The sequence below is a fragment of the Rhizobium sp. BK275 genome, assembly GCF_014193555.1.
GTDB lineage: Bacteria > Pseudomonadota > Alphaproteobacteria > Rhizobiales > Rhizobiaceae > Rhizobium.
This window is the reverse complement of record NZ_JACHZL010000002.1, coordinates 615,744-630,018: the sequence shown is the minus strand read 5'-3', so window position 1 is coordinate 630,018 and position 14,275 is coordinate 615,744. Positions and strand designations below refer to the sequence as shown.

At 60.1% G+C, this 14,275-nt stretch carries 13 protein-coding genes and 1 pseudogene; 2 read left to right on the top strand and 12 right to left on the bottom strand.

All coding sequences use genetic code 11. The annotated features are described in order from the left end of the window. Positions 1–35: 35 nt before the first annotated feature. From FHT82_RS09010 to FHT82_RS09000, 3 genes are all read right to left on the bottom strand, one after another. Entirely contained in the window at positions 36–1,199 is a 1,164-nt protein-coding gene (locus tag FHT82_RS09010) for a carbohydrate ABC transporter permease (protein ID WP_183728657.1), read from the bottom strand. 1 nt (position 1,200) lies between these two features. Continuing rightward, on the bottom strand, positions 1,201–2,214 hold the full coding sequence (locus FHT82_RS09005; RefSeq protein WP_183728654.1) for a sugar ABC transporter permease: 1,014 nt from the start codon (positions 2,212–2,214) through the stop codon (positions 1,201–1,203). A gap of 171 nt (positions 2,215–2,385) precedes the next feature. Further along, complete coding sequence (locus tag FHT82_RS09000) at positions 2,386–3,747, bottom strand: ABC transporter substrate-binding protein (protein ID WP_183728652.1); 1,362 nt, start codon at positions 3,745–3,747, stop codon at positions 2,386–2,388. 295 nt (positions 3,748–4,042) lie between these two features. Between FHT82_RS09000 and FHT82_RS08995 the strand changes: the two genes are divergently transcribed. After that, complete coding sequence (locus tag FHT82_RS08995) at positions 4,043–5,068, top strand: substrate-binding domain-containing protein (RefSeq protein WP_183728648.1); 1,026 nt, start codon at positions 4,043–4,045, stop codon at positions 5,066–5,068. On the opposite strand, the gene folD is transcribed toward FHT82_RS08995, so the two are convergent. From folD to flhA, 9 genes are all read right to left on the bottom strand, one after another. After that, positions 5,069–5,968, bottom strand: a complete 900-nt coding sequence (gene folD / locus FHT82_RS08990) for a bifunctional methylenetetrahydrofolate dehydrogenase/methenyltetrahydrofolate cyclohydrolase FolD (RefSeq protein ID WP_183728646.1) — start codon at positions 5,966–5,968, stop codon at positions 5,069–5,071. A 121-nt stretch (positions 5,969–6,089) separates the two neighbouring features. Continuing rightward, positions 6,090–7,862, bottom strand: coding sequence for a succinoglycan biosynthesis protein exop (locus FHT82_RS08985; RefSeq protein ID WP_183728641.1), 1,773 nt, complete (start codon positions 7,860–7,862; stop codon positions 6,090–6,092). A gap of 121 nt (positions 7,863–7,983) precedes the next feature. Next, the gene (locus FHT82_RS08980) at positions 7,984–8,841 is read right to left on the bottom strand and encodes a WecB/TagA/CpsF family glycosyltransferase (protein ID WP_183728637.1); all 858 of its coding nucleotides are present in this window, start codon (positions 8,839–8,841) and stop codon (positions 7,984–7,986) included. Between the two features lie 288 nt (positions 8,842–9,129). Then, positions 9,130–9,672 (bottom strand): hypothetical protein, encoded by a 543-nt coding sequence (locus FHT82_RS08975; protein ID WP_183728633.1) that lies wholly within the window; start codon positions 9,670–9,672, stop codon positions 9,130–9,132. Beyond that, positions 9,672–10,037 carry a hypothetical protein gene (locus tag FHT82_RS08970; protein ID WP_007825008.1) on the bottom strand — a complete coding sequence of 122 codons (366 nt, stop codon included), beginning with the start codon at positions 10,035–10,037 and terminating at the stop codon, positions 9,672–9,674. The genes FHT82_RS08975 and FHT82_RS08970 overlap by 1 nt, the downstream gene beginning before the upstream one ends. A gap of 11 nt (positions 10,038–10,048) precedes the next feature. Next, the gene (locus FHT82_RS08965) at positions 10,049–10,615 is read right to left on the bottom strand and encodes a rod-binding protein (RefSeq protein WP_183728630.1); all 567 of its coding nucleotides are present in this window, start codon (positions 10,613–10,615) and stop codon (positions 10,049–10,051) included. A gap of 34 nt (positions 10,616–10,649) precedes the next feature. Continuing rightward, a complete protein-coding gene (locus FHT82_RS08960; protein ID WP_183728627.1) occupies positions 10,650–11,060 on the bottom strand; it encodes a hypothetical protein in 411 nt (136 codons plus the stop codon). A gap of 5 nt (positions 11,061–11,065) precedes the next feature. Beyond that, on the bottom strand, positions 11,066–11,818 hold the full coding sequence (locus tag FHT82_RS08955) for a flagellar biosynthetic protein FliR (protein WP_183728624.1): 753 nt from the start codon (positions 11,816–11,818) through the stop codon (positions 11,066–11,068). Then, complete coding sequence (gene flhA, locus FHT82_RS08950) at positions 11,815–13,902, bottom strand: flagellar biosynthesis protein FlhA (RefSeq protein WP_183728621.1); 2,088 nt, start codon at positions 13,900–13,902, stop codon at positions 11,815–11,817. Before flhA ends, FHT82_RS08955 begins: the two co-directional genes overlap by 4 nt. A gap of 139 nt (positions 13,903–14,041) precedes the next feature. On the opposite strand from flhA, the pseudogene FHT82_RS30660 reads away from it, so the two are divergent. Further along, positions 14,042–14,268 (top strand): annotated as a pseudogene (locus FHT82_RS30660) (hypothetical protein). The last annotated feature ends 7 nt before the right edge of the window (positions 14,269–14,275 follow it).

The following is a 14,275-nucleotide window of genomic DNA, read 5'->3' as shown; positions in this document are numbered from 1 at the left end:
GGAATATCCTGTTTGAAATTACGTCTTGGGATGGATCAGCCTCCCTTGACCGATCCCGCCAGCAGGCCGCGCACCAGATAGCGCTGCAGCCCGAAGAAGACGAGCAGCGGTATGATGATGGTGACGAAGGCTGACGCCGTCAGGATTTCCCAGTTGCCGCCGCGTGAGCCGAGCAGCGCATTCAGCGCTCCCGTCAGCACGAGGTGATCCTTGTCGGTGCCGAGGAAGACCATGGCGACGAGCAGGTCGTTCCACACCCACAGGAACTGGAAGATCGCGAAGGAGGCGAGCGCGGGGAAGGACAGAGGCAATACGATGCGCGTGAAGATCTCGAAGTCGCTGGCGCCATCGACGCGGGCGGATTCGATGATCTCCTTGGGCAGGCCGGCAATATAGGCCCGGAGCAGATAGATGGCGAGCGGCATGCCGAAAGCCGTATGTGCCAGCCAGATGCCGGGATAGGTCTTCGACGGCTGGCCGATCGCTGTGCCGATCTCGTTATAGAGGCGCAGCAGCGGGATGAGCGACATCTGCAGAGGCACGACGATGAGGCCGACGACGAGTGCAATCAGCAGCGCGCGGCCCGGAAACTCCATCCAGCTCAGCGCATAGGCTGCGAAGGCGGCGATCAGGATCGGGATGATGGTCGCCGGAATGGTCACCGTCAGCGAATTGATGAAGGACTGACCGATGCCCTCGCTCGTCAGAACGGTTTTATAGTTCGCCAGTGTGAATTCCGGCGGAGCCGATGCCGCGACATAGATGCGACGCGGGCGTTCGTCGGGCGCGAAGGCGACATTCTTCATGTAACGGTAGCTGCCGTCGCTGTTGATGAGCAGGCTTGCGCCGTCACCGAGATCGGCGGTCTGACCGGCCTCGAAGGCCGAAGGCTGTTGCACGCGTATGCCGAAGGCCTTGACCGAGCGGCCCGGCTGGTCTGCCAGCACATTGCCTGTGATAACGAAGATATCGCCTTCCTGCTTCTGCTGGTCGGGCGTGCCGAGGCGTGCGGCCACAGTCTGCGTGGAGCCGGCAAAGGCGGTCCACCAGCCGGAAACGGTGATCTGGTCCCTGTCGCGCAGCGCGCTGACAAAGATGCCAAGCGTCGGCACCAGCCAGATGATGACGATGACGAGAACGCAGAAGTGGACGAAAAGACGGGCGGGGCCGATCTTGAAGTAGCGCGTGGCTGTCGTCATCTCAGCGTCCCCTCAGTTCGGCATTGGCACGGCGCACGTTCCACACCATGATCGGCGTGACGGCGAGCATGATGATGATGGCGATGACAGCACTTCGGCCGGAATCGCCGCCGCCGCGGAATAGCCAGTTGAACATCAGGTTCGCCAGCACCATGGTCTGCCACTGGCCGTTGGTCATGGTGAGCACGATGTCGAAGACCTTGAGGACGAGGATGGTGATGGTCGTCCAGACGACGGCGATCGTGCCCCAGATCTGCGGCACCATGATGCGCCAGAAGATCTGCCAGCCATTGGCGCCGTCGATGACAGCAGCCTCGATCGTCTCTTCCGGGATGCCGCGCAGGGCGGCCGAGAGGATGACCATGGCAAAGCCGGTCTGGATCCAGACCAGGATCACCATCAGGAAGAAATTGTTCCAGAAGGGAACGGAGATCCAGACCTCCGGCGTGCCGCCGAATGTCTGGACGATGGCATTCAGGAGGCCGATCTGCACATCGTTGCCGCCGCGGTATTCGTAGATGAACTTCCAGATGACGGAAGCGCCGACAAAGGAGATCGCCATCGGCATGAAGACGATGCTCTTGGCGATATTGCCCCACCAGATGCGGTCGGTCATCACGGCGATGACGAGGCCGAAGAAGGTGCAGCAGGCGGGCACGACGGCGAGCCAGAGAATATTGTTGAAGATCGACTGGCGGAATTCGCGGTCGTTCAAGGCCCACAAGTAATTCGTCGCGCCGACGAACTCGTTGCCCGACCGGTCGTAGAAGGACAGGATGAAGGTCGCGACAACAGGATAGACGAGGTAGACGATCAGCAGGAAGAGCGCCGGGCCGAGGAACAGCCAGGGGCGGATCATCGCGCGCCGGTTCAGATTGCGCGAGGCCTGACGGATATCTCCGTCCTTCACCGGCAAGGCGAGATCGAGGATCTTGTTCGAGAAAAAGAAATAGGCCGAGCATGCAAAAACGGCGGCGACCACGACGCCCAAAGCGGACACTATCTGCAACAGCATTTCGTCCCTCCCCTGCTTCCCTGTCTTATTTTGAAGGGTTAACGCCGGATACCGTCAATAGAGCTTGTGTGTTTGACCACAGGATCCGACACGACCGGGCTCCCCCTCCGGAGCCCGGTCGCTCATTCCGGCAATGCCGCCGGCTGCCCGGCGGCATGAGCTTAAAGGAAATTACTTGATGCCGTCCCAGGCGCTCTGGATTTCGGCTGCGGCGTCCTGAGCGGACTTGCCGCCGACGAAATCGACCATGCCGGTCCAGAAGGCGCCGGCGCCGATCTTGCCGGGCATCAGGTCGGAACCGTCGAAGCGGAAGGTGGTGGCCGAGGTCAGGATCTCGCCTTCCTTCTTCATCTGGTCATTGGCGTAAGCATCGACGTTGACGCCCTTATAGGGGGTCAGGAAGCTCGACTGCGCCATCCAGAGCTCATGAGCAACCGGCGTCTTCAGGAAGTCGACGAAGGCGCGAGCCGTCGGAGAATCCTTGGCGATGGTAACGAGCGTGCCTGCGCCCAGAACCGGCTTGCCGAGATCGGCATGTGCGGCATAGGTCGGCATGTAGAAGAAGTCTGCATCAGTGCCGAGCTTCGTGCCTTCAGGGAAGAAGGACGGGATGAACGAAGCCTGGTGGTGCAGGTAGCACTTCGGCGGAACGGCGAAGAGGCCCTTCGGGCTGTCGCGGAAGTCGGTCGAAGCAACGGCTGCAACACCGCCATCGACATACTTCCCGTTCTTGGCGAACTTGCCGAATTCGTCGATCGCAGCAACGACGGCCGGATCGGTGAACTTCACTTCATTGGTGGTCCACTTGTCGTAGACATCAGGCTTCTGCATGCGCAGCATGATATCTTCGACCCAGTCGGTTGCGGGCCAGCCGGTCGCGCCGCCGGAACCGAGGCCGATGCACCACGGAACGCCGCCATCCTTGACGATCTGGTCGGTCAGGGCGTGCAGCTCTTCCATTGATGTCGGGATCTTGTAGCCTGCTTCCTCGAAGTTTTCAGGAACATACCAGACGAGCGACTTCACGTCGGCCTTGTAAGGGAAGGCGAAGAAGGCGTCCTTGCCGTCCTTGCCCTTGTAGGTGCCGTAACCAACCCAGCTGTCGCCGGCGCCGTAGTTGTCCTTGACCCACTTGGAAGTATCGTCGCCGAGCGGCGTCAGATAACCTTTGCTGGCGAGATCGGCCAGCAGACCGGGCTGCGGCAGGATGGCGATATTCGGCGGGGAGCCTGCCTGTGTATCGATGACGATCTGCTGCTCGTAGTTTTCAGAAGAGGAATACTTTGCGTCGACGCCGGTCGCCTCGACGAAGTAGGCAAGAATGCTCTGGAAGAAGGCTTCGTCTTCACCGCGCCAGGGACCGAAGATCGTCAGCTGCTGTCCCTTCAGGTCGGCATGGGCAGACTTGAAGTCATCATAGCTCTTCCAGTTGAACTTGGAGTCCTGGCCGGGCGGGAACTTCAGATCCGCGGCCGACGCAGCGCCGGCAAAAAGCGCCGCAAGTGCAACGCCCATCAAGAATGACTTTTTCATGTGATCAACCTCCCATCACAATCCGATAGCGCAGAATTTCATTCAAAGGAAATCTCAAAGCGCTTTGACAACGCAACTCATTCACTTTCGGTGGAATGAAGTCAAGCCATTTCACGAGAGCGGCTGGAATACAGGCCTGATATCGCGTTGCAGCAAGGCTTGGTGGGGAATATGGAGCGATTTTTCTTGAGTCAAGCGCAGCAGATGCTACATATTTTAAAGCGCTTTGGAAGCCACTGGGAGGCGGCGGCCACTATTTGACGGCCATAGGGCAGGCCGGGAGGAAGCATAGCAGGTGAATCTCAAACAGCTATCGGAATTGCTGGGGCTTTCGCAGACAACCGTGAGCCGCGCGCTCAACGGTTATCCCGAGGTCAACGAGGCGACACGGGAACGCGTGCTCCGGGCAGTCAAGGAAACAGGATACCGGCCGAATAAGGCAGCCCAGCGGCTGGCGACCGGCAAAGCCGGGTCGATCGGCCTCGTGATGCCGACCGCGCCCGGCCATCAGTCGGACGTGCATTTCGGCGAGTTCCTGACAGGTCTCGGCGAGGAAGCGGTGCGCCATGATTTTCACTTCGTCATCATGCCGGCGGACCCGGACGATGAGGTCGCAGCACTGCGGCGCCTCGCGATCAGCGGCAATGTGGATGCACTCTTCGTAGCCTATATGCGCGGTCACGACCCGCGTCTCGCCATGCTGAAGTCGCTCTCCATGCCCTTCGTGGTGCATGGACGTTCCTTCGGTACCGAGCCCGACTATCCTTATCTCGATATCGACAACGAGGCCGCCTTCTACGATGCGGCGCGGCTTCTGCTGCAGCTCGGCCACACGCGCTTTGCGCTGATGAACGGGCCGGCGCATCTCGACTTCGCCATTCGCCGCAGGAACGGCCTCATTGGCGCACTTGGCGAACGCGGGCTGGAGCTTACGGAAGACTGTACGAGCCATACTGTGATGTCGGATGAAGAAGGGCTGATCGCCATGGAGCGCTTCCTGCAGCTTGCCGAGCGGCCGACCGCCATCCTATGCTCAAGTACGGTGCTTGCGCTCGGCGCGATCCGGGCCGTCAATCAGGCCGGACTGAAACTTGGTGAGGATATCTCGCTGATCGCCCACGACGACGTGCTGCCGCTGTTGAAGCCCGAAAACTTCTCGGTGCCGCTGACAACCACCCGGTCGTCACTGCGCGCTGCGGGCGTGCGTATCGCGCAACGGCTCATCGGCACGGTCAAGCAGGCTGGCCCCTTCCCGGAGCAGGAACTCTGGAAGACGGAGCTGATCGTCAGGGCCTCGACAGGCCCTGCCCCGCAAAGCTGATCAGAATGCCGGCGGCGCAAGCCCTGCCGAGCGATGGGCGGCAATCACCGTATTGGCCATCAGCATGGCGATCGTCATCGGGCCGACGCCACCCGGCACCGGGGTGATGACGGCGGCAACCGGGGCGACCTCGGCAAAGGCGACATCGCCGACAAGGCGGGTTTTGCCCTCGCCCCGCTCGGGTGCGGCGATGCGATTGATGCCGACATCGATGACGGTGGCACCGGACTTGACCCAGTCGGCCTTGACCATTTCCGGACGGCCGACGGCCGCCACCAAGATATCGGCGTTGCGGCAGATGCCGGCCAGGTTCTTCGTGCGCGAATGGGCGATGGTGACCGTCGCATTGGCATTGAGCAGAAGCTGCGCCATCGGCTTGCCGAACAGGTTGGAGCGACCGATGACGACAGCGTTCAAGCCTGAGAGGTCCTCGCCGTGGGTGCGGCGGACGAACACCATGGCGCCGGCCGGCGTGCAGGAGACGAGGCCGGTCTTCAGGTCGCCGGTCGCAAGCTTGCCGGCATTGACGACGCTCAGGCCGTCGACATCCTTCTGCGGCAGGATCGACTGGATGATCGGCTCACTGTCGAGATGTTTGGGCAGCGGCAGCTGCACGAGAATGCCGTGGATCGAGGGATCGGCATTGAGCGAAGCGACGAGGGCTGCAAGCTCCTCCTGGCTCGTCTCGACCGGCAGCGTGTGCTGGACGGACTTGAAGCCGCATTCCTTGGCCATTCGGCTTTTGGAGCTGACATAGGTGTGGCTCGCCGGATCGTCGCCGACGATGATGACGGCAAGACCCGTCTGGACGCCCTTGGCGGCTTCAAGCGCAGCATTTGCCGATTTCACGGTTTCGATTACGGAAGCGGCAACCTGCTTGCCATCGATTACTGTCGTCACGCGTCTTCTCCGCCCAATTTCGCGCCAGTCTATTCGCCCGCGGCGGGAATGATTTCCCGATAACGCCCTATCCCGTTTAAAAACGGCAAATGCAAGAGCAATCTGCGGTCGGGGCGTTCGCTTACCGCGAGGTCTGGTGAGCGTGAAAGCGATCGCGCAAGCTGGCGATCTGCGAGCGCAGCGCATCGACTTCGTCAGCTGCCTGCGTGACCAGTGCCTGCTCTGGAACCTGCACAAGTTCGGGCACGGGGGCAAGGATTGGAGCCTGGATGGAAACTTGGAGCGGCGCCTGTTCTGGCTGCCGGCGGAAGAGACGCGGCAAGAAAGTGAGACCGAGGCCCACCGCCAAACCGGCAAGACCACCCATCAGCGAATGGACACCGAAACCGTCGTCGCCGGAAGCCGGCAGCGCAAGGGCGGGTTTGCGAACCGTGACTCGGCCATCGCCGATGGCACCTGTCGTGGAAACCTCCTCTTCCAAGCGCGAGCGGGCGGCGGACGCCTTTTCCCGCAGTTCGGTCAGCTTGGCGAGATCGACGCCGGTATCACGGCTCTGGGCAATCAGCGCGTTGCGGCGATCGCTGAGTTGCTTGCGCGCATCGACGGCAGTCTTGGCTGCTGCATGTGCGTTCTGGGCGAGGCGCGCCAGCTCCTTGCCGATGTTATCCTTCAGACCATCGACCTCGGACTGCTGTTGGAGCAAGCGCGGATGGCGTGGGCCGAGGTCCGCCGAGAGCTGTGCCAATGCGGTCTTGGCGATCGCGTATCTGTCACGCAGATCCTGCAGGGCGGGCGAGATCATATCTGGAGCGAGCGAGCCGTCCAGCACGTCCGCGAGCTTGGCGGCCTTCAGTCTGTCGGCCTGCTCCTTGGCGGCCAGAATATTATTGTCGGCATTCTTCAGATCGGCATCGAGCCCGGTGATCTGGCGCTGCAGTTGCGTCGCAACCTTGACGTTGCCCTCGCCGTTTTTCTGACTGAAGGCCGTGAGCTCTGCCTGAGCCTGATCATTTTCCTTCCTCAAGGCGGTGGCCGTCTCGGCCGCCTTGCCTGCGGCGCTGCCGCCGGTCACGGTATCGGACAACCGCATGGCGATGCGCGTCGACTTGTCGGCATCGCCCGTCGTTACCATCAGACGGATCGTGCCGGTGCGCTCGTCGGGAATAACTGCCACGGCAGATTTCAGCGCGGCCTCTGCGCGCGATGCCGGATCGGCGGCTGCACCATTGCCGGAGAGAAGATCCAAGGCGACACCAAGCGCATCGGCGCTGCTGCCGGCAAATTCCGGATCGCGGTCCAGCTTCAGTGCCGTAACGGCAGAGGCGACGACAGGTACCGATGAGAGCCTTTTGACGGTATCGCCAACCAAGGCGGTCCGGTTGCCTGCGCCTGCATCCACGGCAAGTGTCGCCTCTGCGGTGTAAAGCGCGGGTGAGGATGGGGTCAGGATGGGGGTGGCAGCACCGCCGAACGAGAGGACAGCCACGATGAGAACGCTTCTGATCCAGTTCGGGCGCCGAACTTCACGCGAAACCGTCGAAATGGACGCTTTTTCAACGGGAGCGACTTCGCGAACCCGGGCGAATTGCGTCGTTGGCTCCGGCGCAGGGCGAGAGGGTTCAGGAGCGGGCGCGGCGGCGATATCGTTTGCAGCCTGCAGACGCGAGCCGAGGATCGTTTCGATCCGGTCCACCAGCGGTTCAGTCAGCCGCGCTTTCGCGCGCTGTTCGTCGAGCAGCCGGCCTATGGCGCGCAGCAGTTCGGCCTCGGAAGGGCGGATCTCCGGCGGCGGGCTTTTTCCGAGCGGAGGGCTCTTTTCGACACTTTGCCGCCGGCCGCGCGACGAGGTGGTTGCGCGATCATGGAAACTGTTTTTCGCCCTGGAATCGTGCATTGGCGTCACATCTCACGCGCATGATGGCCGAGTTCGCTCAACCGCGCCGACGCGGATGATTAAGCTACTCTAAATATACATGGCAAAGAAATGGTTAACCGGAGCCTGCAGAAATCTGTAATCAGCCGGCTTTTTTCGTCTGCTCGATTCTCTTCGGTTCGCCTGCAGTGTGCGCCGCAGCCGCCCGTTCATCCGGCTGACCAAGAATCCGCGCATGCCGGCTGAAGCGATACTGGAACACGCGGAAGAGGAAGACCGGAATACCGAGGATATAACGGCGCCAGAGGCGCCCCGGCTCCTGAACTAGCCGATAGGCCCATTCCAGACGCATCATGCGCACCGTCTTCGGTGCGCGTGGCACAGTGCCCGAGACGAAATCGAAAAGTGCACCGACCGTCAGAACGAGCCGCGCGTGATCGGCGCGGATATTCTGGTGAACCCATTTTTCCTGCAGCGGCGTGCCCATGCCGACGATCAGGATATCGAGCTTCCGGCGCTCCACCTCGTCGGTAACGGATTCTGGATTGGCCTTGTCGAAGAAGCCGTCGGAGATCACGAAGAACTCGTGCCAGGGCGCGTGCCTGGCAAAATTTTCGGCCGCCTTCTCGACAACCGCCCGTGTGCCACCGATGAGGCCGATACGACGCGGCGTTTCCATGAACGTCAGGAAGGCCGGCACGAAATCGGTGCCGTTCAGATTGGCGGGAAACGGCGAACCATGCGTGACCTGGGATGCGATATTGAGACCGATGCCATCAGGCAGCACGAGGTTGTGCGACATGATCTGATAGTATTCGTCGTCGCGCAGAGCCGTCAGCATGTTGTGGGCATTGACGAAGCAAACCACAGTCTGCCCGACAGGAATGGAAGCCAGTTCGTTGATGAAAACCAGTGCATCGTCCCAGCCGAGATCGCAGACCGGCAGATCGAAGATCGTCCGCCGCGATGCGAGCACCGCGAAGTTTGCAATCAGATTCATTCCAACCTCCTGCCGAGGGTGCGTCATGCGCCCGAGATCCCGGAAAATAAGCCCACATTTCCGCAGCGGAGGTCTTGTAAAGACCAGCAGCGTCCTGCCTGGAACGACTTCCCCCAACCCCGTGGCGGTATCTTCCCAAGCTTGTGCCGCGTTTGTATCAGTTCGGTTTCAAACAACCCTTAGGAAAAAGGGACGGATTTTCATGCTCGCATAAGTGGTTTGTTAACCAAGGTGAGAACGCAAAAACGGCGCCTTTCGGCGCCGTTTTCAAATGACTGGAGATGGTGATCAGTGACCAGAGGACTGAACCGACGTTTCGGAAGCCGGCGCGGTCTCGACGATCTTGACCGGCGCGCCGACCTTCGCCGGTTTGCCGCCGGAGGTCTCCTTCACATCTTCCTTCGAGAGGTAGTCAAGCTGTTCCAGCATGACTTCGGCAACATATTCGCCGCCGAGACGCTCGTTCATGCCCTTCTTGATCTCCTGGCGGAAAGCACCGGGATCGAAGGCCTTGACGTTGGAGACATCGATCATCTTGTTGCCGACGAGCAGGCTGAAGAGTTCGTCGGTCGTCATCTCCGTGATCGGCAGATTGAGGCCCGCGATCATGTCCTTGTGCATCATGAAGGAGATGCGGCCGAGGAAATAACCGTTGACCGCACCGTTGCCGATGACAGGCACGGTGATCGTCTCGCCCTTCACCAGTTCAAGTGCGCTCTGTTTGGTGTCCGCTACAGCCGGCGCCGGCGCGGTCGCCATGTTCACCGAGAAATAGACCGATGCCAGCGTGACGGCGCAGACCCAGACACCTGTAAGGACGAGCTTGATCATCAGGCGTCCCGCGCGACGAACTGTTCCTGGGAATAGGTGCCATCGGCATCCGCATCCTGCACGGCATTCTTCAAAAGATCGGCAACGGCGCGAACCGCCTCCAGATGCGCTTCCACACGACGTGCGTTCAGCACCAGCTTCTTTTTCAGACCATGAAGCTGGTCAAGATGTGAAGCGGCAAGTTCGGCCGGATCGGTGTCACGGAAAAGCATCGAGAGCTCGTACAGGCACCGGCTCTTATGCGCATTGGAGACCTTGAGATCGAACTGCGGATCGCTGCCGATCCGAGTATTCTCATTGTCGATTATCATTTCGAGGCGCCCGAGAACGGATTTGATCCTATATTCGTTCGAAACTATTTCCATTTTATCCTCGATTATGCGTCGCTTGTTGCAGACTTATTGTCGGCAGTCGGAGTGCCGAAGGTCTTGCGCTGAAACTCGTCGATCATGCTCATGGCCGTCTTGCGATCGTCTTCATCCGTGGAGGCATTGACGACCTTGCCTTCCTGGCGGCGCAGCTGCTCGGAATACATCTGCTTGGCAATGCCGATGCCATCGCCCTTGGCCATGACGTTGCCGAGCTGCTCGGCCATCATGCCCTTCCAGATGTCACCCGTCGCGCCCTTGCCGAAGACATTCTCGGCATCGCTCGGCAGCATGGACTTCACGAAGTTCTGCAAAACCATAGCCTCGAACTTCCGGTAGGTTTCCGGCACTTCCTCGGTCTTGGTGCGATTCTGAATGTTGTTCAGGCCGCTCTTCTGCTTGACGTGGTCGAGAATGTCGACTGCGGAAGAAAAGCCGTTACCGCTGTCTGCCAGGCTTGTCGCAGCAAAGGCCGCACGGTTGGCCTTCAGTTTTTCCTGGGCAGCCTGAACCTCCATGGGGTCGGCCGCCTTGACGACGTCCATCACCAGATCGCTGGGGGGTGAAATAGCCACGTTACAATCCTCTAATGTAAGATCGTGGCGATTATTATTTTTGAAGCTTGCTGGAGGCTGGCGTTGCGAACTGCTGATCGATTACGTCGTAAACGGCATTGTCATCCGCCTCGCGACGCTCTGCCTGAAGGGCATCGAGCATGTTTTCTTCCAGCCGGTCGCCCTTGGCACGCTCGCGCGTCAGGCGCATTTCATGCACCTGCTGCATGCCGGTCAGTTGCTGGTCCTTGATGCTCAACCTGCCGAATCGATCGGCGTAGCTCTGCGAAAAAGCACGATGGATAGGGTCCAGCGAACCGAGCGCAAGAATGGCGACATCCATGGCTGCATTGACCTCAGCACGCTGACGGCTGGTTTCTGCGAGATCGTACTCCGCCATCTTTTCAAGATGCCGCTGCACCGCGACCAGGCGCTTGAGCTTGTCGGAGCGCTTCTTCTCGATCACCGCCCTCACCTCCCCACGAATATGCCGGCGAATGACTGGCCGAATTGGCTGATCAAGGCAGCGATGGAGAAATAGAGCAGGAAGAGGCCGCCCATCAGCAGATAGGGCGTGGAGATGAAGTAGACCGGGATCTGTGGCGCGAGCTTGTTGATGAAGCCGATCGAGATGTTGAAGATCAGCCCGTAAATCAGATAGGGGCTCGCCAGCCGCAGCATGATGTAGGTGGTCTGCTCCAGCGTATCAGTGAAGGTGATGAGCGTGGAACGCATCTGCATCAACCCGCCGAAGGGCATGGTCGTATAGGAATCGATCAGCGCGCGGAAGACGATGTGATGGAAGTCCATGATGAAGAGAACCATCAGACCGGTCATGGTTATGAAGGCCGTCAGGCTGATTTCGGCCGAGTCTTCGACGACATCACTCGTGCTCGGCTGCGTATAGCCGACCATCATGGACACGATCGAGGCCGAAAATTGCAGCCCGAGCGTATAGAGGCGGGCAAGCATGCCATACATCACACCGATCAGCGATTCGCTGAAAATCAGGCCGATATAGGTGCCGGAGCTGGTGTGAACGGACGGATAGACCGTGTCCCAGAGTACCGGCAGCACCGCAAGCGAAAGTCCGGCTGCGATGAAGACGCGCAATTGCTCCGGCACGCGGGCGGAAGAGAAACCCGGAAGGGTCAGCACGCAGCCACCGATCCGGCAGAAAACCAGAAACAGCGCCAGAACTGTCCCTTGCGGGTCTGAAATCATGAAATCGAGCCCAAAATCTTGATTTCGATGCCCTTGGCCAGTTCCACATGCGAGAGCACGGGAAGCGTTGCAAAGAGTCGCTCGATGATCATGCGGACATAGGAGCGCGTTTCCGGCGACGTGACAAGGGCGAAAGGCAGGCCCCTGTCCATGAATTCACGGATAACCTTCGTCGCCTGTTCGCTGAACTCCTCCAGCGTGCGCGGATCGATGTCGAATTCGACGACTTCGCCCTTCGCATCGCGCTTGAGAGCCTGATGGAAGGCCAGATCCCACTTGCTGCCGAGCCGCAACACGCGCAGCACGCCGTTGTCGGCAAGGTCGCCGCAGAGCTGCTGGGCCATGCGGATGCGGACATGCTCGACGATCTGCTCCGTCTTTCTGACATGCGGGGCAAGTTCGGCGACGGCTTCCAGAATGAGGTGCAGGTTACGGATCGAGACGCGCTCGGCAAGAAGCAGTTTCAGCACCGCCTGCAGGCCCGAATAGGACATGTGGGACGAGCAGATTTCATCGGCGAGCTTCTTGTATTCAGGGTCGAGACGATCGATCAGGATCTTCACGTCCTTATAGGAGAGAAGCTGCGGCAGGTTGTTTCTGATAACCTCGCTCATATGCGTCAACACGACCGAGACGTTGTCGATCGGCTGGAAGCCTTCGCGCTTCAGATCGTCGGCGAAGTTTTCGAGGATCGAAACCGCCGGCATGCCGAAAGCGGGTTCGCGGATTTCGTCACCCGGAATGCTCGGCTTGCGGCCGGCGCCGGTGACGACGAGGACTTCGCCGACACGCAGCAGGTTCGAGGCGACCGTCGTGCCGTGAATGCGGATCTGATACGACTTCTCGGGGATGCCGATATCGTCCGTCACCTTGATTTCCGGCACGACGAAACCGTACTGGGTGGCGAACTTCTTGCGCATCTTGCCGACGCGGAAGGCGAGCTCCTGGTGGGCGCCAAGCAGGCGGGTCGAGACCATCTTGCCAAGGGCAAGCTCGATTTCGGACGTGCGGAGAACCGACTTGACCGAATCCTTTTCGAGCTCCTTGCTCTGGACGACCTTCTTTTCTTCGGCATCACGGCGGATCTTGTTTTCGGCTTCGACCTGACGCGGAATGAACCAGGCGCCGAAGGCGAGAAGACTGCCGAGGATCACGAAGGGAACAAACGGCAGACCCGGCATCAGGGCCAGGACGAACATCAGCACGGCCGAAACGGAGAGCGCGCGGGGATAGCCGCTCAGCTGATTGACGACCGCCTGGTCGGTGGAGCCGGTGGTGCCGCCGCGCGAAACGAGAAGGCCGGCGGCGAGCGAAACGATGAGAGCCGGCATCTGCGAGACGAGGCCGTCACCGACCGACAGCTTGACGAAAACGTCGGCGGCTTCGCCGATCGGCATGCCGTGGCGAAAATAGCCGATGATGATACCGCCGAAGACGTTGATGGCTGTGATGAGAAGGCCCGCAACCGCGTCACCGCGAACGAACTTCGATGCACCGTCCATCGCGCCGAAGAAGGAGCTTTCTTCTTCCAGTTCCTTGCGGCGGCGCTGGGCTTCCTTCTCGTCGATGATGCCGGCCGAGAGATCGGCGTCGATCGACATCTGTTTGCCGGGGATGGCATCCAGGGTGAAACGCGCGCCGACTTCTGCGATACGCGTCGCACCCTTGGTGATGACGATGAAGTTGATGGTGATGAGAATCAGAAAGACGATCAGACCAATGACGAAGTCACCGGACATGACCAGGCTTGCAAAACCCGCAATGACGCCGCCTGCGGCATCATGCCCCTCGTTGCCGTGCGAAAGGATGACGCGCGTCGTCGCGATGTTCAGCGCCAATCGCGTCATCGTCGCGATCAGCAAGATGGTCGGGAAGGACGAGAAATCGAGAGGCTTCTGAATCCACAGCGCGACCATGAGGATCAGCACCGAGAAAGCGATCGAGAAGGCCAGTCCCATATCGATCAGGAACGGCGGGATCGGCAGGAAGAGGATGCAGATGATACCGACAATGCCCATGGCAAAGCCGATGTCACGCATACTCGGAGCGACTTTCGGAAGGGGTAGTGCAGGTGGTTGCGCCATAGCGATTCCGTCTCTTCATGAGAGGAGGCGGACATCAGAATCCGCCCAGTTCGGATCGACAGTTAAATGGCGAAGCTTGCGCGAAGTTAGAGCCTTTCCTGGTTAGATTGAAGCATTCTGTTGGCTCAAACGGAGTCGGATGGTCGACCGGCCGGCGCGCGTCGTAGCCCAGATCTACGGCCAAGCCGGCCGGTCGATCAGACGGCCCGTTTCAGCCAACCCCGGCGGTTTGCTTGCAAACCAGCTAGGGCCGGGCATCTTTGCGCCAGGATCAAAGGCGATCGGCTCGGACGTACCTGGGGTATGCCCGTCGCCAATCGCCTTTGCCCTGACACAAACCTGCTCCGGCAGAATGCTTCAAGCTAACCAGGAA

Coding starts and splice junctions, on each gene's coding strand:
- FHT82_RS09010 (WP_183728657.1), bottom strand. CDS start 1,199: ATGACGACAGCCACGCGCTACTTCAAGATCGGCCCCGCCCGTCTTTTC.
- FHT82_RS09005 (WP_183728654.1), bottom strand. CDS start 2,214: ATGCTGTTGCAGATAGTGTCCGCTTTGGGCGTCGTGGTCGCCGCCGTT.
- FHT82_RS09000 (WP_183728652.1), bottom strand. CDS start 3,747: ATGAAAAAGTCATTCTTGATGGGCGTTGCACTTGCGGCGCTTTTTGCC.
- FHT82_RS08985 (WP_183728641.1), bottom strand. CDS start 7,862: ATGCACGATTCCAGGGCGAAAAACAGTTTCCATGATCGCGCAACCACC.
- FHT82_RS08980 (WP_183728637.1), bottom strand. CDS start 8,841: ATGAATCTGATTGCAAACTTCGCGGTGCTCGCATCGCGGCGGACGATC.
- FHT82_RS08975 (WP_183728633.1), bottom strand. CDS start 9,672: ATGATCAAGCTCGTCCTTACAGGTGTCTGGGTCTGCGCCGTCACGCTG.
- FHT82_RS08970 (WP_007825008.1), bottom strand. CDS start 10,037: ATGGAAATAGTTTCGAACGAATATAGGATCAAATCCGTTCTCGGGCGC.
- FHT82_RS08955 (WP_183728624.1), bottom strand. CDS start 11,818: ATGATTTCAGACCCGCAAGGGACAGTTCTGGCGCTGTTTCTGGTTTTC.
- flhA (WP_183728621.1), bottom strand. CDS start 13,902: ATGGCGCAACCACCTGCACTACCCCTTCCGAAAGTCGCTCCGAGTATG.